Origin of the sequence: Crinalium epipsammum PCC 9333, from assembly GCF_000317495.1 — a bacterium.
GTDB lineage: Bacteria > Cyanobacteriota > Cyanobacteriia > Cyanobacteriales > PCC-9333 > Crinalium > Crinalium epipsammum.
In genome coordinates, this window is record NC_019753.1 from 3,198,214 (window position 1) to 3,225,000 (window position 26,787).

Consider the following 26,787-nt stretch of genomic DNA (forward strand, 5'->3'; position numbering starts at 1 on the left):
TATATGAAACCAGAATTCAAAAAATTATTATCCATTCAAAGTCCTCCCCTTATTAAGGGGAGGATTTTGGTGGGGTTCTTATTCAAGACTAAAATAGAATTGCCATATAAAAGCTTTAATCTATCCCATGTGAAAATATTAAAATTAGTTCAACGCCTAAGCGCATTTTTTATATTACTTTTTTACTTAACTTGCTGTCAGCCAGCAGATTTAGTACCACCAGTACATAAATCCACTGCTTATAATTATCTGCAAACAGTAGCAGATCAGTGGCAATTATCAAATACTTTTACAGCAAAATATAATAGTAATGACAATAAAAATAACTTAAGTTTTTATTAAGTTATAAAACTCAAGCATCTAACGATACTTTTGATGTGGTAATGCAGCACGTAGGCTTTACCTATGATAATGCTGTTGCTGCGATCGCATTCATCGCCGTCAACGATCAAAACCGAGCTAAACAAATAGTAGATACATTAGTATACGCTCAAAACCACGATCGCTTTTACCAAGATGGTCGCCTACGCAACGCCTACTGGGGCGGAAAATTAATATCATCAGGCGATATGCAATTACCAGGATGGTTTAACCAGCAAACAGGACGTTGGACAGAAGACGAATTCCAAGTTAGTACTCACACAGGTAGCATCGCGTGGGCAATGTTAGCACAGTTAGCATACTACCAAACATACGGCGGTGAATCCTACCTAACAGCAGTCAAAAAAATGGGTGAATGGGTAGATAAAAATCTCCAAGATAGTAGAGGTGCAGGAGGATATTTAGGTGGTTTTAGCGGTTGGGAACCCACTCCAAATTTATTGAAATACAAATCTACAGAACATAATCTTGATTTGTATGTAGCATTTCAACGACTTTTTTTAATTACTGGTGAACAAGCTTGGAAAAATCGCGCTACCCACGCCCAAAATTTTGTTATATCAATGTGGGATAAAGTAGAGAAAAAATTCTGGACTGGAACTACAACTGATGGTGTAACAATTAATACTGATGTAATTCCTTTAGATGTGCAAGCTTGGACACCTTTGGCATTAAAAGATGCAGCCAAATTGTATTTACAATGTCTTGAATATGCCGAAAAACATCATTGCGTTGGTAAAGGTTTTGACTTTAACCAAGATAGAGATGGTATTTGGTATGAAGGAACCGCACACATGGTAGTTACCTACCAATTTACTAACCAGCATCAAAAGTCAAAGCTGTTAATTGCAAATCTTGAAGCTGCTAAGAATATTTCTGGTGGTATACCTGCGGCAGATAGAGATAAATTAACAACAGGTTTCTCAGCAGGTAATAGTGAACCTTGGTTTTATTTTAATCGTATACATATCGGAGCAACTGCTTGGTTCGTAATAGCAGAGAAAGAAATAAATCCTTTGTGGTTGGGTAGTAATTAATTAGGTGGACAACTTAACAGTCGGCAAAATATTTAAAAAAACGCTATACTTGTACAACAAACAGTACACGTCCGCAGAATATGAAAGTTATCTCTTTTAGCTCGGCAAGAAATAGTCTGAAGACGGTTTTAGATCGGGTAACTGAAGATGCCGACTATACAATCATCACCCGACGAGATGCGGATGACGCGGTGGTGATGTCGCTAGAGTTTTTTAATAGTCTGATGGAGACTGTGTATTTACTTAAGTCTCCAGCCAATGCAGCCCATTTAGAACGTTCTATTGCTCAGTTTAAGCAAAAAAAAGTGGTAGAACGAGATTTGCTGAATGAATAGAATGTTAGCTTGGACAGATGAGGCTTGGGCTGATTATCTTTACTGGCAAGAGCAAGACAAGAAAACACTCAAAAGAATCAATAAACTGATTTCGGAGACGATGCGGATGCCTTTTGAGGGTATAGGTAAGCCAGAGCCTCTGCGAGAAAATTTAGCCGGATTTTGGTCGCGGCGAATTGATGATACAAATCGTTTGGTTTATGTAGTTGATGATGCTTATCTAACTATTATTTCTTGTCGATATCATTATTAAATGACAGACAAATTGCGCTTTAAGGTTTTTTCCCAAAAATAGGGAAAGTTTTGTGATAGTGCGATCGCTTCTCAAGCCTTAACAACTTTTCGATTAAGGGGTGCGTTGAAGATAGGTTTGTATATTAGCGATCGCTCAACTAAATTTTAATTGCGGCTATTATTGTTGTAGTGAATTCTTGCTCCTGCCCAAAGTAACTTTTCTTGCAGCGTTTGGTAATACGAATAATTTTCTCGTAAAATAATAAATTTAGCTTGACAATTTGCCATGCGTACATCAACTCGATGTCCAGGCCAAATTGCAGTTGCTAACACACCATCCATCCACAGCTTAGTACTAAGATCGTAATCTGCCAGTGGCCAAATACTGACAACAGAACCAGAAGGAATCACAATCGGACGACTAGCAAGACTTAGCGGACAAATAGGTGTGACAGTAATTGCTTCCATCCCAGAGTGAACAATTGGGCCATTAGCCGAAACCGTGTAGCAAGTAGAACCAGTAGGAGTAGCAACAATTAGCCCATCTCCCTGATATTGATCGACAACTTCGCCATCAATTTCCATCTCCAGAACCGAAGTAATCATGCGATCGGCAGAAGCTGGCTTAATGCACATTTCATTAAGTGCTAAAAAACGCTCCGTTACTGGTTCTAAATTAGTCCGGTTTCCCTCAAATATTGATGCTTGTAACATCATTCTGCGTTCTATAGCATAGCGATCCTCAATTAGTCGCTCCCAAATTTGTTCAGTATCCTTAAATTCTTCAAACGACTCTGTAAGAAATCCCAAATGCCCCCCCACATTGATAGCTAGAATAGGAATTCCATCTGGAGATAGATGCCGAGCTGCCGCCAAAGCTGTGCCATCGCCCCCAAACACGATCGCTAAATCAATTGATTGCATAGTAGAAGCCAAAAAGACTGGGTAAGGGTTATCCTTAATTCCACTAGGTCCCATCAGCACATGACAATGGAGTTTTTCTAATTGCCGAGCGCATTTTTCTGCAATGCTACGGCTCAGGGGATCTCCCGCCTTATGAGCAATAATGACGTTTTTTAGCTGCACTTCGGTTTAATTCCACAACTTATTAATCCGAAATTTTAAGATATAAGCTTAAAACTACGAAAACTTTTTTCAAAATTGGGCAAACGTTGATCAAATTCGGTTTGAGATGTGGAATAAGTGATTAGCCAAAACCTATTGCCATTGGGAACAATATAAAATAGCTGCTTAATTGGTGCGCCACTTGCCTTCGGTTGTGTTATAATTCTAGCTACTTTATCTTTGCCAAGAGGCACTACCTTGCGCTCTAAAATGTCGTATTGAGTAGTAAGTTGCTGAGTTGCGGCTTGTAAGTACTTATCAAGAGTAGTACCATTTTCTACTGCTTGAGTTGTAACGTTAACATTGGTCAAAAAGCCTGATTGATTATTTTGGGTATCAAACGCTAAAAGAGCAATAGCATTAGGATTTTGTTTAATAGCTGCTATCCTTTGTTCATATTCAGGGTTAATAGTTTTCAGTTTAGAAGCTAGTGCGTTTAAATCTTGTTCATTGCTAGGATTACCACCTTCGTAGCTAGGAGGTAAAGATATTTCTACACCGTTACCTTTGATAACTTTCCAACTAGCAGTAGGTGTTGCCGAACTAGATGAGTTAGCTGGTGTTGGTGTCGTAGCTTGGGGAGTTTTCTGCTGATTAACCTCAGCTTGCCATTGTGTGAACGAAATACCCACACCAACTAGAACTACTCCTAACCCTAACACGACCAGTATAGGTGATAGCTTGCGAGTAGTTGGGGATGGTGAATTGGGGGATGGTAGAATTGGTTGTATATCGGGCTTTGTTGCTTGCTTGCCATTATTTGAAGCTGGAATTTTTTTCGTTGGTTCAACGGGTTGTGGTGGCTTAGTAAATTGTTGGGTGGCATTTGTGACTTGAACTGTTGGATTGTAAGTAGAAGGGGTTATTTGTTGTAATGCTTGCAATACCTCATTGGCACTCTGGTAGCGGTTTTTGTGGGAATCGCGCACCATTTTTGTAAGTACATTTGCAAACCCTGGACTTACTTGAGCTAGATGCTGCCAACTCATCTCGCCTGTGTCGCTGTCTTCCTCAAGTTGATGGGGATATACGCCTGTTAGCGCCTGTATCCCCATCATGCCCAAAGCATAGATATCACTGTTGAGTTGTGGCTTGCCTTTAGCTTGCTCTCTAGGCATATAACCCGCCGTACCAATAATCGTACCTGTAGCAACAGAAATTTTCTGCGTTTGGAGCAGTTGATTTTGTACCTGTTTAATCGCCCCAAAGTCAATTAAGACTAATTTGTCATCTGACTGGCGACGAATGATATTGTCCGTCTTAATATCTCGATGGATGACTTGATGCTGGTGTACGAATACCAAAATGTTTAAGATTTCTTGCAACATCTCGATTACCTGGCTTTCCCTCAATTGCTTACCAGGTAAAATTTCTTGACTCAGCGTGTTTCCATCTATAAAATCTTGCACCAAGTAAAACTCTTGGCTTTCTTCAAAGTAATCTATCAGGCGAGGAATTTGCTCGTGCTGACCGAGTAGAGATAGAGTTTCAGCTTCTCGTTTGAAAAGTTCTATTGCCGTGGCTAACACGCTAGGAGAGTTACTAGGGGGCTTGAGTTGTTTGACCACACAGGTATTATTACCTGGAATCCGAGTGTTTTTGGCGACGTAAGTTCTACCAAATCCGCCATGACCCAACTCTTTGATGATTTGGTAACGTCCATCTAGTAACTGACCAATCATGTTTTTTGTGTTGTGGAGCAGCGAAAATTAACCCAATGTTACTACTTATTTTTTCTATTGCCTATGCTAGCTTTAAGTTCCTTAACAGAAAACTATAATTACCTACTTACCTGAGTTCGGCGTAACGCCGGAATGTGGGTTGTAATCAACAAAGACGTATTAGCTAGTAGTAGTTTTATGTAACAAATCCTGTATTTCGTGCAATTCCACCATGAATATGTTAAATTAAAGGGGTGGGGATTTCCTCTTGCAAAGTTACTCCCTACCCCTTTTAGGTTATAAACCCTATGCGTTATGTTACCCCAAAACAAGCAGCTAAGTATTTGGGACTTCATCCCAATACCCTCGCAAGATGGGAGCGAGAAGGCAAAATCAAAGCGATTAAAACGGAGGCAGGTCACAGACGATACGACCTCGATGCCTACCTCGCTACAATTACCGACACAGTTAGAGATACCCGAACTATTCTCTACGCCCGTGTTTCAACCCATAGCCAAAAAGATGACCTCAATCGACAAGTTGAGGCAATATCTGAAAGATACCCAGGATGCGAGGTCATTACAGAGGTTGGAAGCGGACTCAATTTTAGGCGGAGAAAATTCCTCTCCCTTTTGGAACGAGTTATCGCAGGTGATGTCAAGATGCTTGTCGTCGCTCACAAAGACAGACTCGCCAGATTCGGATTCGACCTCGTTGAATGGTTCTGTCAAAAATTTGGATGCGAACTCGTGGTTTTGTACCAACAAAAACACAGTCCTCGTGTTGAACTCGTGCAGGATATGTTGTCAGTCATCCATTGTTTCAGCAGTCGTTTATACGGACTCCGGAAATACGCTCATAAGTTTAGGGAAGACCCAGAATTACAAGCTAAAAACCAGGCACAGTCACAAGAAAAATAGTGAGAAGTTGCAGCCTAATTCAGTGTTAAAAGTGCGGATTTATCCAGAGCCAAAATTACATGAAATTTGGCAATCATGGAAAGCGGCAATTAGGTTTGTATACAACACAGCAATCGAGGCATTAAAGTCTGGGTTTGAGGGTGGTAGTTATCAACTTGAAGCATTAATTCTTAGTAATGATTTATTACCAGAATGGGTTAAGAATGCACCACGTCACCCAAAAGCTAATGCTGTTCAAGATGCCTTTGATTCTTGGAAACAAGCACGAAAAAATCAAGGTATTGCCTCATATCGCAGTTGTCGCACACCAGTTCAAACTATTAAATTTAAAGTTGGTGGTTTTAGAAACACAACCTGGTATCCTAATCTTACCAAGGGGTTGAGCTTTAAAAGTTCTCAACCATTACCCGAAAATTGTGAGTATGGTACTCAGTTAGTTTATGACAGACACCGATGGTTTGCTGTTATTCCACAGTACGTTAATTCAACACCAACACAACAAGATAAAGTAATTGCACTTGATCCAGGTGTGAGAACATTTTTAACGGGATTTGATGGAGAATCAGTCTTAGAGTTTGGTAAGGGAGATATTGGGCGAATCGTCAGATTATGCCTTCACCTTGACAAATTAATGAGCAATACTGATGGAAAAGATATTAGAACTAAACAATGTCGTGCTTATCGTCGGGCTGCTGAAAAAATTCGGATTAAAATTCGCAATTTAGTTGATGATGCACACAAGAAAATAGCCAGCTATTTAGTTAACAATTACAAGGTTATTTTTCTACCAACATTTGAAACATCAAATATGGTCAGACGTGCAAAACGACGCATTCACAAAAAGACAGCACGACAGATGTTAAATTGGTCACACTACCGTTTTAAGCAAACATTAAAATCAATGGCTGCATTAAAAAATGTTTTAGTAGTTGATACCAATGAAGCCTATACAAGTAAAACTTGTACTTTTTGCGGTCATGTTCACAAAAAGTTAGGTGGTTCTAAAATCTTTAAATGTTCCAATTGTGGCTCACACCATGACCGCGACTGGAATGGCGCACGTAATATTATGTTACGTGCCTTGTCGGGAGCGACCTTTACCCTATGGGGTGATGCTATAGAGGTATTTAACTGCGTTTGATTTGTTCAAATTGTTGGTTTTATATCGCTTAAATGCTCCACATACAAATCATTAGCCACCAGTTTCGCGGAGTCATATTTTAGTTCCTTTATGAGCCATTGTGGCTATCTAGGTTAGATCTTTTTCTGTGGAATGTCAGATTTTCAACCCGATATAACTGGACTAACTACAGTTTCAGACTGCGGTAGTCTTTGAAAAGGCAAAAACTCAGCTAAACCCAAATAGCGAATTCCCTCTGGTGTTACTTCAAACCGACAAGGTAACACTTTTAAACCTTGGGCTGCTGCATCGCGTAACAACTGACCATAAACTGGGTCTGTACTATCACCAGGAGAAAATTGAGTACAATCACCACGATTGATCAAGTAAAGCATAACTGCTTGATAGTTTGGCAGCAAAGCCGTTAATTCCCGCAAGTGCTTTTGTCCTCGCGTAGTCACTGTATCAGGAAAAACAGCTAAGTTACCGTCAGCCCAAGTAGTATTTTTTACTTCCAAATAAATATCCTGATCTGAATCTTCACGCCTTAGCACAAAATCTACGCGGCTTTTCTCTATTCCATAAGGAACTTCAAAACGAATTTTTAGATAGTTGCCTAATTCTGGAAACAAATATTTTTCCAAAGCTAGTTTAATAATTCGATTAGGCAAAGCTGTGTTAATGCCTACCCAAGTAGGTTGGTTGTCATAAACCTGAATCATCTCCCAGGTGTAAGCTAATTTACGTTTTGGATTATCACTCTTTGAAACCATTACCGGACTACCGATAGTAGATACACCAGTCATGGGTCCTGTATTGGCGCAGTGAGCCGTGATTAATTCTCCCGAAGCAAGTTCAATATCAGCAAAAAATCGTTTATAGCGTTTAATTAATATTCCAGGGTATAGCGTTGGGTAGCGGTAGAGCAAATCCATTAGATTTGTGAATGTATACTTAATGCAATCAGGCAATTAATTATATCTTCTGCTTGGCTCCTATTTGTAGTGAAAGAAATCGTTTTTTGGTAATTGGTCATTGATAATTGATAATTGATAATTGTTAATTGATAATTGTGAAGCCTCGTGTCTGAAAAGCCTAAACCCGCTCGAACTCTTGCTGGAATTGCTGGAATTGTGGCTGTTGCCACACTAATTAGTAAAGTTTTTGGGTTGGTACGGCAACAAGCGATCGCAGCCGCTTTTGGTGTAGGTGTCACTGTAGATGCTTACAATTATGCCTACGTCATCCCTGGATTTTTGTTGATCTTACTTGGTGGCATCAACGGGCCATTTCATAGTGCGATCGTCAGCGTACTAGCTAAACGCGACAAATCAGAAGCCGCCCCCTTAGTAGAAACCGTTACAACAATGGTGGGAGGAATACTGCTTTTTGTCAGTATTGGCTTAATTGTGTTTGCTGGCGTGTTTATCGACATAGTAGCACCAGGTTTAAGCCAGACAGACCAAGGATTACAAATCCGTGCGATCGCCATTCAACAGTTGCAAATCATGGCACCAATGGCACTATTAGCCGGACTAATTGGCATTGGTTTTGGCACACTCAACTCTGCTGATATGTACTGGCTACCCTCCGTTAGCCCTATATTCTCCAGCCTCACAGTGATTGGAGGATTAGCTTTCTTAGCAGTACAATTAGGCAACCAAATCAACGCCCCCCAATACGCCCTACTCGGTGGACAATTTCTAGCTTGGGGTTCACTATTAGGAGCAATCCTACAGTGGGTAATACAAGTAATTGCCCAGTGGCGTGCAGGTTTAGGAACATTACGTCTGCGGTTTGAATGGTGGCGACCTGGTGTTAAAGATGTTCTTAAGGTAATGGGACCAGCCACCTTATCATCAGGAATGCTGCAAATTAACCTTTACACAGATTTATATTTTGCTTCCTATATTCCCCAAGCCGCAGCAGCAATGAACTATTCGGGTTTGTTAATTCAAACTCCTTTAGGCATCATTTCTAATGTAATATTGGTACCCTTACTACCAATATTCTCGCGCCTTGCCGATCCTATTCATTGGCCTGAACTCAAAACCCGTATCCGTCAGGGAATACTGGTTACTGCTATTACCATGCTGCCTTTAAGCGCGTTGATGGTAACTCTAGCTTTTCCCATCGTACGGGTAGTTTATGAGCGTTACGCCTTCGACAAAAGTGCATCCGAGTTTGTCGCATCAGTACTAATTGCTTCCAGTCTGGGTATGTTTGTTTACTTAGGGCGAGACGTATTAGTAAGAGTATTTTATGCCTTGGGAGATGGCGAAACACCCTTTCGCATTAGTGTTGTAAATATCGTCCTCAATGCCGTACTAGATTATTTATTAGTCAAACCTTTAGGCGCACCAGGCTTAGTTTTGGCAACAGTAGGGGTAAATTTATTTTCAATGGTGGCACTGAGTTGGTTTTTAAATCGCAAACTGCACGGTTTACCTTGGAGAGAATTAACTTTACCAATTATTGCTATAACTGGTAGTAGCTTTATTGCAGGTTTAGTAAGTTGGGGAGTAAACCGAGGTTTTGAACAAATTTGGCGTAGTGATAATTTGCTAGTATTACTTTTGCAATTAGGTATATCTGCGTTAGCTGGCTTAAGTGTATTTGCTTTATGCGCCAGTCGTCTAAATTTGCCAGAAGTAGATATGTTTGTTTCCCGACTCAAACAGCGTTTTTTGAAGAGTGATAAATAAGGGGTTATAGAAGAAGCAAGAGAATAAAAATTTTTCCCTTGCTCCCTGCTTTTTTCCCCTGCTGAAAGCATCACGCAACTGGTATAGGTTATTTTAGGGAATTTTTGTATTCTAGATAACAGTGGTATTCAACTTCGTGAGAAGTCAATAAATGGATCTAAGTGATCTACTGAAACTTTATACAGAAGGACATAGAGACTTTGCTAATGCCGATCTTAGTGGTGCTGACCTTAGTGGAATCACTCTGAACGGCGTTAACCTCAGTGGCGCTAAATTGATGGGCGCTAACCTGAGTCGGACTGTTATGATTAAATCAGACTTGAGTAGGGCTAACCTGAACTGGGCTAATCTCAGTTTTGCGAAAATGAGCGCCGTTAAACTGGGAGATGCAGATTTGACAAAAGCAAATCTCCAAGGCGCTGTGATGGAAAAAGCCAAACTTCCCAGAGCTAAACTAAGCGGAGCTAATCTCAACAGCGCTAACCTTCGAGGCGCTAATCTGCGAGAAGCTAATCTTAGTAGTGCTTCTTTGCAAAGAGCCAACCTTAGAGAAGCAAATCTTAGTGGCGTTAACCTTAATTGGGCTAACCTTTACGAAGCCAGACTCAGTGGTGCTTTACTATCTGGTGCTTCCTTAAATGGTGTGAAATTTAGCAGAGCTTTTTTAAAGGATGTAGACTTGAATGGCGCTGATTTACAGGGAATTAACTTCAGCGAGGCTAGACTAGGTGGTTCTAACTTAGAAAGCGCTAACTTAGTTGGTGCTGATTTGAGTGACGCGCATTTGTACCAAGTCAACTTAACAGCAGCAGACTTGAGTGGTGCTAACTTGATACGGGCATCTTTAGAACAGGCAAATTTGACTTGGATTAATTTAAGTAAAGCTAACTTATGTCAGGCAAATCTTACTAATGCAATTTTGAAGGGAGCTAACCTAGATGGTGCTGATTTAACCGATGCAATTTTACCTATTGAAATTTAATTAATCCCTGAGAATGTGCATGGGAAGAATTAATAATTGCAATTTTTAATTTAAAAAGTTGTTTAATTTTTAAGTAGCAGGTACTGTATATTTAGATAAATAACCTACTATATTTTTAAATAAAAAATAGAAAATGTCTCTCGGTTAGGATATTTAAGTTAACATAGTAGGTTAATATTTTGCTGCCGTAGCATTTTGAATGCTCGTAGGAATAACATGACTTTACTCAAAGATGTTACTGATTGTTCTACCTATTCTGTACGTGGATTAGATGACCAACTAATCGCGCAAATGAATAGAATTAGTCCTGGTCTGTTGGTAAGGATTGACGATATCAATAATGTGAAACTGGCAGACGCGGCGGTTCATCCTTGGATGCAACGTGCGGCGAAAGTACGTTTGCAAAACGCAGTTGTCGCCCGTGGCAAACAAATTATCATTAACTCAGCTTACAGAACGCTGGCTGGTCAAATGTTGTTATACCAACATTACCAAAATCGTCGCTGTGGTATAACTGCGGCATCAACTCCAGGGAAAAGTAATCATAATAATGCCAGTGCCATAGATATAGAGGATTCACAAGGCTGGCGACCAGTGTTACAAGCTAATGGATGGAGATGGATTGGCTCATTTGACCCAATGCACTACGATTGCACCGATCCCGGGATCACCTCGATTAACTCGATCTCTGTTAAAGCTTTCCAGCAATTATGGAGCATTGTTAATCCTGCCGATAAGTTAGCTGATGATGGAATTTTTGGACCTGCTACAGCCAGCCGCTTGCGTTTCTCACCCGCAGAAGGTTTCCCTGGAATGGAGCCTGCCAGAATTTTAAGACTGACTCAGCCAGTACAAGCGGGTAGAGATGTGGGGGATTTGCAACTTGCTCTGAGGAAAGCTGGAATTAAGCTCGATAAAGCTGACAGCATCTTTGGTCCTTCAACTGATAAGGCTGTGAAAGATTTTCAAGCTGCTAATTCCTTAGTAGCAGACGGCATAGTTGGCCCTATTACTCGTAAAATCATCTTATCCTACACGCCAAAAGGTGAAGTAACGCCGCCGAGCAACCCGCCGATAAATCCGCCGAGCAACCCACCAATCAACTCGTCAATCAACTTAGCTGAAATTTTTTATACCTATGACACGCAAGGCTTGTTTACTTCTCAACAACAAGCAGATCTAAAGTGGCTACAGAGCCAAATTCCCCAGGCAACTTTAGAGCAGTTTAGTAAGCTATGGCGCGGTGGCAGTTAATTAGACATTTCGTCTTCATGGTGTAGAGACGTTGTATACAACGTCTCTATATTGTTTGTAGGTAACGCACATTTAATTTATAGAGATGTGTATTGCATCTAACAATATGTCAGCGCCAAAACGTACTGCATCGATACAAGGTAGTTTGGTTTCGGCTGTGGTTTGTGCAATTATCTCCTTGGCTGCTGATTCATCTAAGTGATGAGTGTTGAGGGCGATCGCAGCCACTTTTGCAGGCGCAAATGCACCAGCAGCAACAGCAACTTGCTCATATAACTCAACTACCCTAGATAAAGGTGGTATTGGCACATCTGGACAATTGCGAATATGAGTTTGTCCTGCCCGATGCACCAAAATTAAATGAGTTGCTTGGGAACCACGTATCAGGGGTAGTGTTGCTGTCGAGCCTGGATGTAATAGGGAACCTTGCCCCTCAATATATAAGATGTCGTGGTCTTGACCATAGCGCATTACCATTTGCTCGATCGCACCAGAGGCAAAGTCTACCCGCACGGCATCCAAGGGTACGCCATCACCCGCAATCATAATCCCAGCTTGACCAGTAGCAATAAATTTAGAGCGCAAACCTCTTGCCTTAGAAGCTTTTTGCAGTTCCAAGCTAGTTGACATTTTACCGATCGCCATATCCGTACCAACTGTTAAGACACGCTGACAAGAGAGCGATCGCGCCTTACCACTACCAACTTTTAAACCCGCAGGTTCTTGACGTACATCCCAGATCCATTGCCATTCTCTCAACAACTCCCTAAACTGCGGATAAGATGCCATCGGCGTGTGCAAACCATTTACAACCGATAACCCAGCAGTAACAGCTTGTTCCACCTCATCCCACCAAGCTGACGGTAAAGCACCCCCAGATGGGGCAATTCCAATAGTAAGAACATCAGGACTATAACTTAAGGCTTCTGTTACAGATGCCACAATTGGGATATCACGCTGAATGCCAGTTAGTTGCGCTAACGACTCACCAGCAGATTGATAGTCAATTACAGCTACAACTGATGATTCGCTGTAGCGTAAAAGTGACAAACCTGTTTTCCCCTGAACTCCTTTAATACCTTCGTGCAGCAAAATTGCTACTTTATTTTCAGCTTTTAGCATAAAAATGACCCATAACAAAATCAAAAAGTACCATTCTATAATTGTTTCCCAAATTTATTAATTCATCTGTGTTTATCTGTGTTCATCTGTGGATATCTGTGGTTAATTATCTAAAATTTATATTCCTGATAACTTACCCCCAATCCAGGTAAATCATTTGGTAGTAGACAGCCATGCTGCAATACAGCACCTTTAAATGGATCGTCTTTTAAATTTAAGTGACTATCCAAATCTAAATAATCAGCAAATGGTGATAACTGGGCTGCGGCTGTATTAGCCAGACAGCTATCAGAATAGCAACCGAACATTACCTGTAAACCACAAGCTTTGGCGGTATGTACCATTCGCAATGCTTCTGTTAACCCCCCTGATTTCATCAGTTTGATATTAATGCCGTGTACGCTGTCTGCTAACTTGGGAATATCTTGGCTAGTAAAGCAGCTTTCATCCACAAAAATTGGTAGAGGCGATCGCTCTTTCAAAACAAGTAAATCTACCTCTTGTCCTCGCGCTAAAGGTTGTTCCACATACTTAACTTCATAATCAACCAACCAACTACACATCTTTACTGCTTGTTGTAAACTCCAACCTCCATTAGCATCAACACTTAATTTTGCAGTTGGCGCTTCCTCCCGCACCGCCATCAACATCGCCTGATCCGCTTCAATACCTTCAGGATTACCCAATTTCACCTTTAAAAATCGTGCCTCAGTCACCTGCAACCAATCTCGCACCCGTTGACGTGCGCCTTCGGGGGAATTAATCCCAATCGTGACAGAAATTGGCACAATTTGACGACGATTCAATCCCCACATCTGCCACAGTGGTAATCCTACGCGCTTTCCTAACCAATCATGCAATGCTATATCTATTGCTGCTCGTGCTGCTGATGGTAAGTTTGTTTCTATAAAAATCTGTTCAATTTCTTGCCTGTCCCAAGGGCTAAACTTTTCCAGCATTGGTATAACTTGCTGCAATGCCTCTAAAATCACTGGTGTAGTTTGCGGGTGTTCACCAATTGAAAACGGCGAAGCTTCCCCCCAACCCTCAATCCCATTTTGTTCAACTCGCACCCAGACATTTTGCGTCTGCGAGGTAGTACCACGACTAATTTTAAGTGCAAACCGCTTATGTACCGTAAAAGGTTGAATATTTATACGCATAATTCTATAAAAGATAAGTTAAAAACTCTGTGCTAAGAGAACATAGTTAGCGTGAGCTAGATGTTGGGATTGAATATTTTTCTTCATTAAAACGGACATTCAAAATCTTTGTCTTTATAGCTGAAAAGGTACAACTATCAGGAAAGCAAAGCGTAGATATCACAGAATAAATTTAGGTAGTATTAATTCCAGTAGATCAAGTAATTAATCCAATTTTCCAAGGTAAAATTTCCGTTTCGGGTACAGTTGTGGCGATTTATTTAGGATTGAATTTCCTAACTCAATATTAAGCTGATTCCCGCATTTCATAATAGCGGCATTCTTTACAAGGTCCCTGGGGATTAATAGCACAACGGATGTAAGCGCTTCGTGCATTATATTGGCAAGAAATGTCACCTATTAAAAAACCTACACCTTCAACATATTGCTCCTCAAGATGTGGGGGATTACATCGTAATCTACTGATGGCTGTTGCTTGCATAGCAGATCTAATATTTGATCTTGCTCGTGTCTCTGCCTTATGGATGATAAGTATGGAAAATAATGCTGGTATTAAACTAACAACAAAAACTAAAATGGTTTCAAACACACTTGGTTAACTTCCTTAATTAAGTCCACTGCTATCGTACTACATATAATAAAGACATTGGCTTCTACCATCAGATAGAGTATTATCCTGACCATTATAATTATTATTTAAATATTTATTAATGATTTGGGTATAGTTTTGTTCTGTAAAACATCGTTATGTAAAAATTTATTTTATCTATTTATGAAAAAATAGGAATTTATAGTAAAAAAATAAGAGACGTAAGCCCTTATTTATATGCACCATCCCCTTTGAGCTATAATATTGACGCATATTGCAACAAAATTTTGAGATAATTTGAATATAATCAATAGATTTATTGCAAAAATTAGTTAATCCATCTTTGTAGCCATAGGCTAGCTGCGCTTGCATCTGTGCTTAATTTTTCAAAGTTTTAACTATTCCTCACTTTTTAGAGCAAAAAAAATTGTATGGAAAAACCTATGATCGCTAAAACAAACACATTAGGAGACTGGGGATATATTGCAATTGAGCAACACCTCCATAAAATTCTCAAGCACGAAGAAGACGTTCTCAACGACCGAGATCCCGAAGCGTTACACCAGATGCGGGTGGGAATGCGTCGTTTGCGTTCAGCCGTTACAGGGTTTCAAGTAGTTTTAGACTTGCCTAAAGCTGCTGCTGAAAAAAAGATTGGTAAAATTGCTCGGATACTCGGAGAGTTACGAGATTTAGATGTACTTAAGGAAACGCTCTTAAATGAGTATGAACCTGAGTTACCAAAATCAGAACAAAAATACTTGAAACAGGTTTTAAATTATCTAGGTAAACAGCGTAAACAAGCACTAACAAAAGTGCAATCCGCGCTGGAGAGTAAAAGTTATCAGCATTTGAAAAAAGCTTTGAAAAAGTGGTTAGATGAACCGCAATACTTAGGAGTAGCTCAATTGCCAATTTATGAAGTATTGCCAGATTTACTTTTGCCATCCGTCAGTGAATTTCTACTTCATCCAGGGTGGTTAGTAGGGGTTCAGGTGGCAGAAGGCAAAATTGGCGTTTCCAAAGCTATGCCTCAGTCTGAGGTAGAACAACTGTTAATTGATCAAGGTAAGTTACTTCACAGCTTACGTAAAGAAACTAAGCGATCGCGCTATCAAATGGAGTTATTTACAGAATTTTACGGCTCCAAATATCTAGCTCATCTAGAAGATTTGAAAGAAATTCAAAAAATCTTGGGTGAAATTCAAGATAGTGTCGTTTTATCAGAATTTATCACAGCAGCCTTAGACTCAGATAGCAAAAAACAGCTACCCACTTTAGTTAAGCAATTGTTACAAAATAGTTACAAATCCTGGCAGCATTGGCAGTTTTTACAAAATAAATACCTCAATGCTGAAACTCGAACATCCTTCCGTCTAGAGTTACTTAATCCAATTGAGCAACCCAGTGATTTAACTAAATGATTTAGGTAGTTTAAGAGTTGGGTTTTGGTAACTCTATTTTAGGGTAGCTGCTGAGGCGTTTAACTAGCAGTGAAGTTTAGTGTCCCTATAATTAAAAATTTACCTATAGGACTTATGCAGGTTGAAAAAGTTAATAGTCCCCAAATAAGAGAGAAATTAGGGCTTTTTCCTTATCACTACTCAGCAGTCCCCAGCTAATATTAGGTTAATTTCGCTGTTAGTTTTAATCGTACTAAAGTTATACGTTTACGTATACGCGATCGTATACATAGCTTTTAGATAATTAAGGTTTAGTACTACTCAGCCTGTATTTCATTAATAAGAATACTTGCACCCCATGTATCTAACTTCTAAAACTACTTTAGTACTAGACCAATACGAAGTGAACCCAGAAAGTCGGTTACACTTTTATGCCAAAGAGGAAGAAATTCCGCTACTACCCCAGGGAATGTGGCAGGTATCTCAAGGTTTAGTGCAATTTAATACATTTTGCAGTAATGGAGCAGAGGTACTACTTGGTTGGGCAAGTCCTTCGATGTTTTTTGGTCAGTGGTTAACTTCCTTACCTACTTATCATGCAAAAGCCGTATCAAATGTATACTTGAAGTGGTTTGCTCTGCGAGAAATAGAAGCTACTCCAAGTTTATCTCAGGCAATATTGCCACAATTAGTCCGACGGCAGCGACAAACAGAGGCACTGTTAGCGATTACCGGACAGCGACGAGTTGAAGATCGTTTGCACCGCTTACTGCTATTGTTAAAACAAGAAATGAGTCAACCTGTAGCTGAAGGAACTCGTATAAGTGTTCGTTTGACTCATCAAACTATTGCCAATACTATTTGTACAACAAGAGTTACAGTTACACGGCTTTTTAGTAAATTACAAGACCAAGGGTGGATTAAATTCGACGCGGGTCACCACATTATTCTTAAAGATGAACACTTTAATAGTGTCTCAAATTGGTGAGTTGCGTTTATTAGGAGTAGTACTCTGTCTTTATCAGTTATTTCCATACCACCCGCTAGTGCAAAGCCACCAGTGGGTTTAGTTGTAGCCTTGCACGGCTGGGGTGCTAATGCTCAAGATCTAGCATCTGTAGCGCCGTTGTTAAAATTGCATGATTACCAGTTTTTGTTTCCTAATGCTCCCTTTCCTCACCCTTATGTAAAATCGGGGGGACGGATGTGGTATTCCTTTACACAAGCACAGGAATCACTTCAAAAAAGTCATCAGGAATTAACACAAAGCAAAGAAAGTTTAACTGATTGGCTGAAATCTTTAGAAAGTTCTACTGGTGTTCCTCTGTCGCGTACCATTTTGTGTGGCTTTTCCCAAGGGGGAGCAATGACTTTGGATGTGGGGCTAAATTTGCCTTTAGCAGGTTTGGTTGTTTTAAGCGGATATTTGCATCCAATTACTCAAACAAGCTATAGCACTTTTCCGCCAGTATTAATTGTGCATGGTAGATTTGACCCAACTGTACTGTTAAGTGCTGCCCAGAAAGCACGCGACACTTTAAAAGCAATGGGGGTAGCAGTTGAATACCAGGAATTTGATATGGGGCATGAGATTAGACCAGAAGTTTTAGAATTAATACAAAATTTTGTTACAAACCATATCTCAAGCTAACTATTTCAGGTAAGGAGGCTAAGATAAAAAAGGCTGTTGCGTCTGTACAGCAATTGAGACAGATAGTGATCATAGGGGCGTGAGCAATGACAACTTCAAGCATTTCGACACGGAATATTTCTGCTCTCACAGCAGCAGACGTGGAACAGCTTGCTGCACGTCTAGAAGGTGATGATTATAGTAATCCTTTTGAAGGGTTGAATGATTGGCATCTTCTGCGAGCGATCGCTTTTCAGCGTCCAGAGTTGGTTGAACCTTATATCCATCTTTTAGATCTGGAAGCTTTTGACGAAGCATAATTGCAGATTTTAGATTTAAGGCTAATATTTATTTGTCGCATCTAAATATAAGTATTAGCTTTGAATTTAAAATCTCAACTTATTTCTAATCTCAATGGCATCAGCTAAAAATCGAAACTTAACCAAGGTATTAATTGGTATAGGTGGCGGAATAGCTGCCTATAAAGTCTGTGAGGTAATTTCATCTCTATTCAAAGCAGGGTTACAAGTAAGAGTTATTCTTACTCGTTCCGCACAAGAATTTATTACGCCTTTAACAGTAGCAACGTTGTCTCGTCATCAAGCATACACAGATGATGATTTTTGGCAAGCAATTAATGGTCGTCCATTACATATTGAATTAGGAGAATGGGCAGACGTTGTAGTACTTGCGCCACTAACTGCTAATACTCTAGGTAAATTAACTTATGGGTTGGCTGATAATTTACTCACAAATACTGTATTAGCTTCTACAAGTCCTGTATTACTAGCACCCGCGATGAATACTGATATGTGGGAACAAGTAGCGGTACAACGTAATTGGCAACAATTGTTGCAAGACCGACGTTATCACAGCGTTGGTCCTGGTGCTGGTTTGTTGGCGTGCGATCGCATTGGCGCTGGCAGAATGGCAGAACCACCAGAAATTATCGCATCGGTACAATCATTACTACATACTCAAGGTAAGCGAGACTTAGCAGGTAAACGAGTATTAATTAGTGCTGGGGGAACGCGGGAACATTTAGATCCTGTGCGCTTTATTGGTAATCCTTCTACTGGCAAAATGGGATTAGCCTTAGCACAAGCAGCAATAAATCGTGGAGCAATCGTCACATTAATTCATAGTATACCTGCTGGTCTGAGTAGTGATTTCCCTGCCATTGCTAATGGGAGGGAAGAAAGAGGAAGTATGAAAGCGATCACAGTTGTCAGCGCCGAAGAAATGCGACAGGCGATGCTGCTCAATTTTCCTTTATCAGATTTAATTGTGATGTCCGCAGCAGTAGCGGATGTTAAACCAGGTATATATAGTAACGAGAAACTAGCAAAGCGATCGCTCCCCTCAACATTACCCCTAGAACCTGTACCAGATATACTGGCAGAATTAGGTAATCTCAAACATCCGCATCAAACATTAATCGGGTTTGCTGCACAAACAGGGGATATAGTTACACCTGCATTAGAAAAGTTACAAAGAAAGAAATTAGATTTTATTGTTGCTAATCCGATAGATCAACCTGATAGTGGGTTTGGTAGCGATCGCAACAAAGCTATTGTGATTGATAACAAAGAAAGGCAGTTTGAAATAGAACCTTGTTCTAAATTACAAATGGCTCATTATATCTTTGATATTGTGCAAAACGGTACTCTCGTTTTATGATTCAGAACAATCAAAAACCAAAACTTCCCCGATTAGCAATTTTATTCCAAGCTTGAATGACTTTATTTAGCCTTTGAGGTAGAGGATCTTGACTCGTATTATCATAGCGGGTTGTGCCAGATCTGCTGGTAAGAGTGACATTGGTATTGTCTGCTGCCCCCCTCATCAGATCGTAATTAAGCCTATCAAACTGAGAAAATCGCTGTGTTTCCAATAGGCTTTGAAACTCTTTTACCTGTTCTGGGGAAATATTAGTAGTTTGGTGCTGAGAACTGATGCCTTTGTTATTAATCAGTTCTCGAATAACTTGCCCATTATTCAAAAGCGTGGTTTTGTAGGTTTTCCCAGTAATACCACCACTCATTATCGCTCGAAATACAGCATTAACGGGTATTGGTGGTGGTAATTCACTAGCACTCATTCTAGTAGGTTTGATTGTGCCAACCTCACCGATGTTGCTACTAGCTTCATCTAAAATTACCGTAGAGCCAGATTCATTAGTACGATAAACTAAACGTTGTTCCCCACCAGCTACAACCACCTGCCATCCAGGTATAGTTTCTTGGGAAACTGAGCCACAAAATAAGCGAGGAGCTTGAGTTATACCAATGCACTGATTTGGCCATTGTTTCGCTTGCGTCTCAACAATCTGTAATTGAGAAACTGGTAAATTCAAATATTCGGATGCTTCACGCAAAACAGCATCAACCACTGATTTTGGTATTTGACCAATGTTACTAGCGGCTGTATCCAGCTTTACCACTGATCCAGATTGGTTAGTGCGATAAACCCAACGTTGTTGCCCATTAGCTACAACTATCCTCCAGCCTGGTACGATCGCTTGTGTACAAGCAATACCTGGACTAGATAAACCTAAACAACCATTTGACCAATTTCGACGTTGAGACTCAACAATACGGAAAGCTGAAGTTGGCAAACTTGTCCTACGAGAGACTTCTCGCAAAACAGCATTAGTAACATTTCCCTGTGAAATTCCCCCAGTAGTTTGATTTTCTAAGCGCAAAGTGTTTCCACTGCTATTTGTGCGATATGTCCAAGTTTGATTACCATCAGATACAACAACGCGCCAACCTGGAACTCTTGCTGCGAGGCAACTTTCTGTTAGTGTACCTAAACCAAGACAGCCATCAGTCCAAGTTTGCCGACTATAACTCACTACTGTCAATTGAGAAATGCTGGATTTACCCGTTAAATCTTGGCGTATAGCATTAAGGATATTCGCGGGTAATCTATTCAAGCGAAATATTTGAGATCTTAAACGTTGAGTCGTTTGATTATCTGTCTGGTTCTGTAGTAACAAACTACCATTAGTATCAGCAATTGCTGGAGCCGCTACTACCATTTCTAGTAGAGTTAGCCCTGATGCCAACGATAATATTCCTGTTAACAGCAGTGTAGCAAACATTTTAGAATGCGCTGTTTTAACACTATTTCCTAGTGTAAATTGATGTTTATAAATCATAAATAGTTATAGCAATACCAACATGACCTTAGACCCGATATACTACTTTTTAGTTCCGTAGTTACGCAAAGTGAATTAATTTTAGGAATAAAATTTATGGTACTAACAGCTTCAACCATGTTGTCACTAGGAACTCAAGCCCCAGAGTTCCACTTACCCGATGTAGTATCTGGTGAGAGAATTTCAATTTCCACGTTTGCTGATAAAAAAGCCTTACTGGTGATGTTTATTTGCCAACCTTGTCCATTTGTAAAACACATCCAGGCAGAACTTACAAAGCTTGGTAAAGATTATGCTAATCACAATCTTGGCATTGTAGCAATCAGTGCTAACGATGTTACTAAATATCCTAACGATGCTCCAGACCAACTTAAGGCAATGGCGCAAGAGCAAGGTTTTAATTTTCCTATTGGCTACGATGAAAGCCAGGAAACCGCCAAAAACTACACGGCTGCTTGTACACCAGATTTCTTTGTGTTTAATGGCGATCGCAATTTAGTTTATCGGGGTCAACTAGATGATAGCCGTCCTAGCAACGGTAAACCAGTTACAGGTAAAGATTTACGTTACGCTCTTGATGCAGTTTTAGCAGACAAACCAGTTAACCCAGAACAGCAGCCAAGTATCGGCTGCAATATTAAATGGAAACTTGGGAACGAACCCAACTATTTCAAGTCGTAAACTTTGGTTGTAGCCTAAGTTACGGCTATCCCGTATTTCTGGTGATAACTGAATATTATTGTAGGGGCGGGTTCACCTATCTCTAGGTGTTTTACAAAAATCTAAATTAAACCCGATCTTCCTACTATCTCAGTATTATCAGTGCTAAAAATTATCCTACGTGCTGCACCTATCTGTTAAAAATAAACGCAGAAATATATGCCAAGCATAAGTGTTGGCATTAGCCTTTATTCAGCATACTTTTTGCTTAAAGGACTTGCCCTTTCAACGCGGCAAGTGGCAAACACAAAAGTTTTTTTGGTGTAGGCACGTAAGCTCGTTGGCTGAAAACGTCGTACTGGTTACGCTCGATCGCATCTAAAATCCCTCGGTACAGCATCAAAGCTGCCCAAACAGGCCAACGAGCATCAGGACTAAGATATTTAATTCCTTTTTCTGCCTCAGCATAGTACTTTCGCGCCCTTTGAATTTGGAAACCCATTAACTCACACCAGCGTTCATCAACCACACCTTTTAATAAATCTTCTTCGGTGTAGTTAAATAAAGCTAATTCTTCTAACGGCAGATAGATGCGACCTCGACGGGCATCTTCCCCAACATCTCGGAGAATATTAGTTAATTGGTTAGCAATTCCAAGTGCGATCGCTTCCGATGTAGGTAGATAGATTTCTTGACTTTTGTTCCAGGCAGCCGTGTACGGTGAAGTATCTACACCCATGATTGTGGTTGACATCAATCCCACAGTACCAGCAACTCGATAACAGTAGAGATTTAACTGCTCAAACGTTTCATAGCGATTGCGGTATAGATCCATACGCTGACCAGCAATCATATCTCGAAACGGTTGAATATCCAATTGGAACCGAGTCAAGGTATCTACCAAAGCCACATCTGAATCTTCAAAAGCTTGTCCAGCAAACAAAGCTTCTAGTTGTTCTTCCCAGCGATCAAGTGTCTCAGGAGTAGTACTTGTTGCTTCAGCACCATCCACTAGCTCATCAGTTCGCCGACACCAAGCGTAAATAGCCCAAATGGCGCGACGTTTCGCCTCCGGCATCAGTAGCGTGCCGAGATAAAACGTCTTAGCGTACTGAGCCGTAATTTGGCGACAAATTTCGTAGGCATCCTCAATAGAGGCCAGCATTCTCATGCAAGGGGACTTATACAGTTGCAGCATTCGTTGCAGGCTGAAATGAAGGTGAGCTAGGGACAGGTGATGTGAGATTTTAGAGCCATGAATTTGGAATTAAGAGATACTTACTCAGATTTAACAGTGTTTGTACTCAGCTAAGTTTCCTCATCATCCAAAATATATAATGGCATGATGGCGCTTAAGCTATTTGTACTTCTGAGTTCTGAGTATTAAGATTTAATTCCTCAATTCTCACTCCTGACTCCTGGCTACTTACAATTGCCTGCGCTGTCAGCTTACCAGAAAGTACGGCACCTTCCATACTTGCTAAGTAACGTTGCATTGTGTAATCACCCGTGAGAAAGAAGTTAGCGATCGGGCTTTTTTGATCAGGACGATATTGTTGCCGTCCAGGTGTAGCTTTGTAAACAGAACGGGGAGTTTTGACTACGTGAGATTTCAGCAACTTAGCTGGCTGTTCTGAGCCAAAATGGTCAGGAAATAGTTTTTCTAATTCTGCCATTGTCACGTCTACAATTTCTTGATCAGATTTACTAATCCAATCTTTTGCTGGTGCTAGTACCAATTCCAGCATCGAGCGATCGGGATTAGCATAGCCTCGGCAGGTATTGCTCATATCAGCATACACGCTTAAAAGAGGCGATCGCGAAAATAACAAATGGTCAATTTCCGTAAGCTTGCGGTCAAACCACAAATGTACATTAATCACAGGTACTCCCTCTAAGCCTTCTAGCTTTTGGAAATACTCCATTTGTTTCCACTGTTGGGGTAACATCACTTTCAACGGGTCAACAGGCATCGCAGAGACATACGCATCCGCAGTAATTACCTCATCCTCTGTCCCATTCTTTCCCCGTAGTAAGAAGCCGCGCACCGTTCCATCTGGGTTAAGCAAAAACTCTTTAATCGGAGCATTTAACTTTACTTCCCCACCACGTTCGGTAATGTAATCTACCATTGGTTGACACAACCGTTCCGTCGGCGCACCATCAAGAAATGCCATCTTAGAGCCATTTTTCTCTTGCAGGAAGCGATTTAGGGCTGTAAGTAAAATAGTTGCAGAAATCTCATCAGGATTAATGAAGTTTAGCGCCTTAGACATAGCAATAAACACTTCTTTTTCTACCCTTGGGGGGATGTTTTGCTTTTTCAGCCACTCCGACCAAGAATATTTATCCATTTCTTCCACATACTTTTGCCCTTGAATCATCGCTGGAATTAAACCAACTCCAAAGCGGATCTTCTCAGCCCAAGTAAGCATATCATTGTTACCCAGAATCGCCAGAACCCCGTTGATTGGCGCTGGTAAATCAGGAAAATCGAAGCGAGAGTAAGTACCAGGCGCTTCCGGTTGGTTGAAGATCATTGTGTGTTCTTTCCACTGCAATCGATCTTCGATATTTAATTCCTTAAATAACTGCAACATATTGGGGTAAGCCCCAAAAAATATATGCAAACCCGTTTCGTACCAGTCACCGTCGGCATCTTGCCAAGCAGCAACTTTACCGCCCAAAACGTCTCGACGTTCATAGATAATGGGGGTATGACCAGCATCAGTTAAGTATTTGGCACAAGAAAGACCAGCTAAACCTGCCCCAGCGATCGCAACTCGCATTTGTTTTGCTACTGCCCTAAAGAGTGGAAACCAGATGTTCTGGATTTCATTATATTTGCATTTCGTTACATAAAGACGCAACCTTTAAGGAAATCATTATGAACTACGATAACCCAGATGCACCTCAACCCCTAAGCCAAGAAGATTTAGCACTTGCCAGAAATTTATCCGAAGTTAGAGAACTGCGAGAATTTTTCTTTGAAAATCTCAATAGTTCCTTAAGGGCTGTATTTAGCCACTGCGACTGGAGAATTACTTGCTATGAACCTAATTCGGCTGAAATGGTGATTGTTTGCCCGAATATGGCAGTTTATAAGCGATTGAAAAATAAAGCCGAAATGCTGCACACCCGATACAGGAATTTAGTTCAGTGCGATCGCACCAGATTTTGTATTTGTTATCCTCCATATCAAAATGCTGTTTACGATCATGAAATTGATACTAGGCGACCTAGATCCGATTGGTTTTCTCCAGATGATTTTGATGATGACGGCTTATTTTAACAATCAACAATATTTTTTTAATTACGAAATACAGCGTAAAACCTAATATTTACGTACATTTTATTTACTGTGTTTTATTCATAAAAGTTATTTCATTAATCTGATATTTTATAAAAAAGATCTCTTCAAAAAACTTCAAGAAATTGGTTTAATTCAACTAATGACTTTTTAAATATATCTCATTCTTTTATAATTAAATTTAAGCAATTTTGATTTAGATAAATGTGAATTCAATAAGATCAGCAATTCCGGCTGTAATGGGGTATCGTTACTTACAAAACCTCAAAAAAGTATTTTCACCTGTGGTGAGGTAGGAAATGTTAAGCTAATGTGCATTCAAGTTGGATACTTAAAATCCGTTAAACCAAGAAAAGACGCTGGATAGAAGAGCGAGCAATTGAAATAGCCAACTTAGCTTAACGGCTGCCAAAGTATATGTATTATTTACCAGCAGCAAGATACAATATAATTCAGCAAATGTTCTCAACATTAAGTTATAAAACACGCGAGGAGAACCGCAACGCATGGGAAAAGTAGTCGGCATAGATCTGGGTACAACTAACTCAGTAGTAGCCGTCATGGAGGGCGGAAAGCCAGTCGTGATTGCTAATTCAGAAGGAATGCGGACGACTCCCTCCGTGGTTGGTTTCAATAAAGACGGAGAACGCATAGTGGGGCAAATGGCACGGCGGCAAGGAATTTCCAACCCGCAAAACACCTTCTATGCCGTGAAGCGCTTTATGGGTCGCAAATATGGTGAACTCAACCCGCCGTCAAAGCAAGTCTCTTACACTATCCGTAAAGATGAAGAAGGCAGTATAAAAATTAAATGCCCCAGGCTGAAGAAGGAATTTGCCCCAGAAGAAATCTCAGCAATGATCCTGCGAAAACTGGCAGACGAAGCTAGTCGCTACTTAGGGCAGCAAGTCACAGGGGCAGTAATTACAGTTCCTGCGTATTTTAACGACTCCCAGAGGCAAGCAACGCGAGATGCTGGTAGGATCGCAGGGCTAGAGGTAATGCGAATTCTTAATGAGCCAACGGCAGCATCTTTAGCTTATGGATTAGACAAACAGGATAATCAAACGATCCTGGTGTTTGATCTCGGAGGTGGCACATTTGATGTCTCTATCCTAGATGTTGGTGATGGAGTATTTGAGGTCAAAGCTACGAGTGGCGATACTCAGCTAGGTGGTAACGATTTTGATAAAAAAATTGTTGACTGGCTAGCAGATCAGTTTTTAGAAACGGAAGGGGTAGATTTAAGGCGCGATCGCCAAGCCTTACAAAGATTAACAGAAGCCGCAGAAAAAGCTAAAATTGAACTTTCTGGTGTTACCGTCACTGACATAAACTTACCATTTATCACCGCCACAGAAGATGGACCAAAACATCTAGAAACTCGGTTAACTAGGGCGCAGTTTGAAGACTTCTGTGGAGATTTAATCAGCAGATTACGCAATCCTGTCAAACGCGCCTTATCAGATGCACGCATGACACCTGCTCAAATTGACGAAGTAGTTTTAGTAGGTGGTTCTACCCGCATCCCCTTAGTACAACAGTTGGTTCGCAGTTTAATTGATCGAGAACCGAATCAAAATGTTAATCCTGATGAAGTTGTCGGTGTAGGTGCTGCTATTCAAGCAGCAATACTAGCAGGTGATATCAATGATGTGCTACTGCTGGATGTCACACCTTTATCATTAGGACTGGAAACAATTGGCGGTGTAATGAAAAAGCTCCTACCCCGCAACACCCAAATTCCAGCACGTCGCGCTGATGTTTTTTCTACAGCACAAAATAATCAGACTTTAGTAGAAATTCATGCCCTCCAAGGTGAGCGCGAAATGGCAGCAGATAATAAGTCATTAGGGCGATTTAAGCTCACTGGTATTCCACCTGCACCACGAGGTGTACCTCAAATACAGGTTTCTTTTGATATTGATGCTAATGGGATTTTACAAGTAACAGCCTTAGACAGAACCACAGGTAGGGAACAAAGTATTACAAT

The 26,787-nt window shown here is 40.5% G+C and carries 26 protein-coding genes (1 of these 26 only partly in view); 17 read left to right on the plus strand and 9 right to left on the minus strand.

Features of this window, described 5'->3' with window-relative positions; all coding sequences use genetic code 11:
- Window positions 1–3: 3 nt before the first annotated feature.
- From CRI9333_RS14005 to CRI9333_RS14020, 4 genes are all read left to right on the plus strand, one after another.
- Window positions 4–342, plus strand: a complete 339-nt coding sequence (locus tag CRI9333_RS14005) for a hypothetical protein (protein ID WP_015203817.1) — start codon at window positions 4–6, stop codon at window positions 340–342.
- Between the two features lie 41 nt (window positions 343–383).
- Window positions 384–1,418, plus strand: coding sequence for a hypothetical protein (locus CRI9333_RS14010; RefSeq protein ID WP_015203818.1), 1,035 nt, complete (start codon window positions 384–386; stop codon window positions 1,416–1,418).
- Window positions 1,419–1,498: 80 nt separating this feature from the next.
- Entirely contained in the window at window positions 1,499–1,753 is a 255-nt protein-coding gene (locus CRI9333_RS14015; RefSeq protein ID WP_015203819.1) for a type II toxin-antitoxin system Phd/YefM family antitoxin, read from the plus strand.
- The gene (locus CRI9333_RS14020; protein ID WP_015203820.1) at window positions 1,746–2,006 is read left to right on the plus strand and encodes a Txe/YoeB family addiction module toxin; all 261 of its coding nucleotides are present in this window, start codon (window positions 1,746–1,748) and stop codon (window positions 2,004–2,006) included. Before CRI9333_RS14015 ends, CRI9333_RS14020 begins: the two co-directional genes overlap by 8 nt.
- 146 nt (window positions 2,007–2,152) lie before the next feature.
- Here CRI9333_RS14020 and CRI9333_RS14025 read toward each other — a convergent pair whose 3' ends face one another.
- Entirely contained in the window at window positions 2,153–3,073 is a 921-nt protein-coding gene (locus tag CRI9333_RS14025; RefSeq protein ID WP_015203821.1) for an NAD(+) kinase, read from the minus strand.
- A 35-nt stretch (window positions 3,074–3,108) separates the two neighbouring features.
- A complete protein-coding gene (locus CRI9333_RS24985) occupies window positions 3,109–4,794 on the minus strand; it encodes a serine/threonine-protein kinase (protein ID WP_015203822.1) in 1,686 nt (561 codons plus the stop codon).
- Window positions 4,795–5,081: 287 nt separating this feature from the next.
- On the opposite strand from CRI9333_RS24985, the gene CRI9333_RS14035 reads away from it, so the two are divergent.
- Both CRI9333_RS14035 and CRI9333_RS14040 read left to right on the plus strand, forming a co-directional pair.
- Window positions 5,082–5,693: an IS607 family transposase gene (locus tag CRI9333_RS14035; RefSeq protein WP_015203823.1), complete on the plus strand. Its 612-nt coding sequence runs from the start codon at window positions 5,082–5,084 to the stop codon at window positions 5,691–5,693.
- 7 nt (window positions 5,694–5,700) lie between these two features.
- Window positions 5,701–6,834, plus strand: coding sequence for an RNA-guided endonuclease InsQ/TnpB family protein (locus CRI9333_RS14040; RefSeq protein ID WP_157462326.1), 1,134 nt, complete (start codon window positions 5,701–5,703; stop codon window positions 6,832–6,834).
- 143 nt (window positions 6,835–6,977) lie between these two features.
- Here CRI9333_RS14040 and sfsA read toward each other — a convergent pair whose 3' ends face one another.
- Window positions 6,978–7,748: a DNA/RNA nuclease SfsA gene (gene sfsA, locus CRI9333_RS14045; protein ID WP_015203825.1), complete on the minus strand. Its 771-nt coding sequence runs from the start codon at window positions 7,746–7,748 to the stop codon at window positions 6,978–6,980.
- 147 nt (window positions 7,749–7,895) lie between these two features.
- On the opposite strand from sfsA, the gene murJ reads away from it, so the two are divergent.
- From murJ to CRI9333_RS24990, 3 genes are all read left to right on the plus strand, one after another.
- The gene (murJ, locus tag CRI9333_RS14050) at window positions 7,896–9,518 is read left to right on the plus strand and encodes a murein biosynthesis integral membrane protein MurJ (RefSeq protein ID WP_015203826.1); all 1,623 of its coding nucleotides are present in this window, start codon (window positions 7,896–7,898) and stop codon (window positions 9,516–9,518) included.
- 151 nt (window positions 9,519–9,669) lie between these two features.
- Window positions 9,670–10,500 carry a pentapeptide repeat-containing protein gene (locus CRI9333_RS14055; RefSeq protein ID WP_015203827.1) on the plus strand — a complete coding sequence of 277 codons (831 nt, stop codon included), beginning with the start codon at window positions 9,670–9,672 and terminating at the stop codon, window positions 10,498–10,500.
- 216 nt (window positions 10,501–10,716) lie between these two features.
- Window positions 10,717–11,754 carry a peptidoglycan-binding protein gene (locus CRI9333_RS24990; protein ID WP_015203828.1) on the plus strand — a complete coding sequence of 346 codons (1,038 nt, stop codon included), beginning with the start codon at window positions 10,717–10,719 and terminating at the stop codon, window positions 11,752–11,754.
- Between the two features lie 72 nt (window positions 11,755–11,826).
- Here the strand turns inward: CRI9333_RS24990 and CRI9333_RS14065 are convergent, their stop codons facing one another.
- From CRI9333_RS14065 to CRI9333_RS14075, 3 genes are all read right to left on the minus strand, one after another.
- On the minus strand, window positions 11,827–12,876 hold the full coding sequence (locus tag CRI9333_RS14065; RefSeq protein WP_015203829.1) for a DUF1611 domain-containing protein: 1,050 nt from the start codon (window positions 12,874–12,876) through the stop codon (window positions 11,827–11,829).
- Between the two features lie 110 nt (window positions 12,877–12,986).
- Complete coding sequence (locus CRI9333_RS14070) at window positions 12,987–14,039, minus strand: dipeptide epimerase (RefSeq protein ID WP_015203830.1); 1,053 nt, start codon at window positions 14,037–14,039, stop codon at window positions 12,987–12,989.
- A 286-nt stretch (window positions 14,040–14,325) separates the two neighbouring features.
- Window positions 14,326–14,628, minus strand: a complete 303-nt coding sequence (locus CRI9333_RS14075) for a DUF6464 family protein (protein WP_015203831.1) — start codon at window positions 14,626–14,628, stop codon at window positions 14,326–14,328.
- Between the two features lie 431 nt (window positions 14,629–15,059).
- Here CRI9333_RS14075 and CRI9333_RS14080 point away from each other — a divergent pair, with 431 nt between their 5' ends.
- From CRI9333_RS14080 to coaBC, 5 genes are all read left to right on the plus strand, one after another.
- Window positions 15,060–16,052, plus strand: coding sequence for a CHAD domain-containing protein (locus CRI9333_RS14080; protein WP_041226058.1), 993 nt, complete (start codon window positions 15,060–15,062; stop codon window positions 16,050–16,052).
- Window positions 16,053–16,389: 337 nt separating this feature from the next.
- Window positions 16,390–17,019 (plus strand): Crp/Fnr family transcriptional regulator, encoded by a 630-nt coding sequence (locus tag CRI9333_RS14085; RefSeq protein WP_015203833.1) that lies wholly within the window; start codon window positions 16,390–16,392, stop codon window positions 17,017–17,019.
- Window positions 17,020–17,043: 24 nt separating this feature from the next.
- The gene (locus CRI9333_RS14090) at window positions 17,044–17,682 is read left to right on the plus strand and encodes an alpha/beta hydrolase (protein WP_041226059.1); all 639 of its coding nucleotides are present in this window, start codon (window positions 17,044–17,046) and stop codon (window positions 17,680–17,682) included.
- Between the two features lie 86 nt (window positions 17,683–17,768).
- Window positions 17,769–17,981, plus strand: coding sequence for a protein IsiD (gene isiD / locus CRI9333_RS14095; RefSeq protein ID WP_015203835.1), 213 nt, complete (start codon window positions 17,769–17,771; stop codon window positions 17,979–17,981).
- Between the two features lie 94 nt (window positions 17,982–18,075).
- Window positions 18,076–19,341: a bifunctional phosphopantothenoylcysteine decarboxylase/phosphopantothenate--cysteine ligase CoaBC gene (gene coaBC, locus CRI9333_RS14100; RefSeq protein WP_015203836.1), complete on the plus strand. Its 1,266-nt coding sequence runs from the start codon at window positions 18,076–18,078 to the stop codon at window positions 19,339–19,341.
- Between the two features lie 10 nt (window positions 19,342–19,351).
- On the opposite strand, the gene CRI9333_RS14105 is transcribed toward coaBC, so the two are convergent.
- Complete coding sequence (locus CRI9333_RS14105) at window positions 19,352–20,824, minus strand: hypothetical protein (protein WP_015203837.1); 1,473 nt, start codon at window positions 20,822–20,824, stop codon at window positions 19,352–19,354.
- Window positions 20,825–20,920: 96 nt separating this feature from the next.
- Here CRI9333_RS14105 and CRI9333_RS14110 point away from each other — a divergent pair, with 96 nt between their 5' ends.
- A complete protein-coding gene (locus CRI9333_RS14110; RefSeq protein WP_015203838.1) occupies window positions 20,921–21,505 on the plus strand; it encodes a thioredoxin family protein in 585 nt (194 codons plus the stop codon).
- Window positions 21,506–21,752: 247 nt separating this feature from the next.
- Here the strand turns inward: CRI9333_RS14110 and crtB are convergent, their stop codons facing one another.
- The gene (crtB, locus tag CRI9333_RS14115; protein WP_015203839.1) at window positions 21,753–22,682 is read right to left on the minus strand and encodes a 15-cis-phytoene synthase CrtB; all 930 of its coding nucleotides are present in this window, start codon (window positions 22,680–22,682) and stop codon (window positions 21,753–21,755) included.
- 154 nt (window positions 22,683–22,836) lie between these two features.
- A complete protein-coding gene (gene pds, locus CRI9333_RS14120) occupies window positions 22,837–24,273 on the minus strand; it encodes a 15-cis-phytoene desaturase (protein ID WP_015203840.1) in 1,437 nt (478 codons plus the stop codon).
- 98 nt (window positions 24,274–24,371) lie between these two features.
- Here pds and CRI9333_RS14125 point away from each other — a divergent pair, with 98 nt between their 5' ends.
- Complete coding sequence (locus CRI9333_RS14125; protein ID WP_015203841.1) at window positions 24,372–24,776, plus strand: hypothetical protein; 405 nt, start codon at window positions 24,372–24,374, stop codon at window positions 24,774–24,776.
- Window positions 24,777–25,300: 524 nt separating this feature from the next.
- Window positions 25,301–26,787, plus strand: the 5' portion of a protein-coding gene (dnaK, locus tag CRI9333_RS14130; RefSeq protein ID WP_015203842.1) for a molecular chaperone DnaK. It continues 580 nt past the right edge of the window; the window shows 1,487 of its 2,067 coding nt (coding positions 1–1,487); it begins with the start codon at window positions 25,301–25,303; its stop codon lies beyond the right edge, outside the window.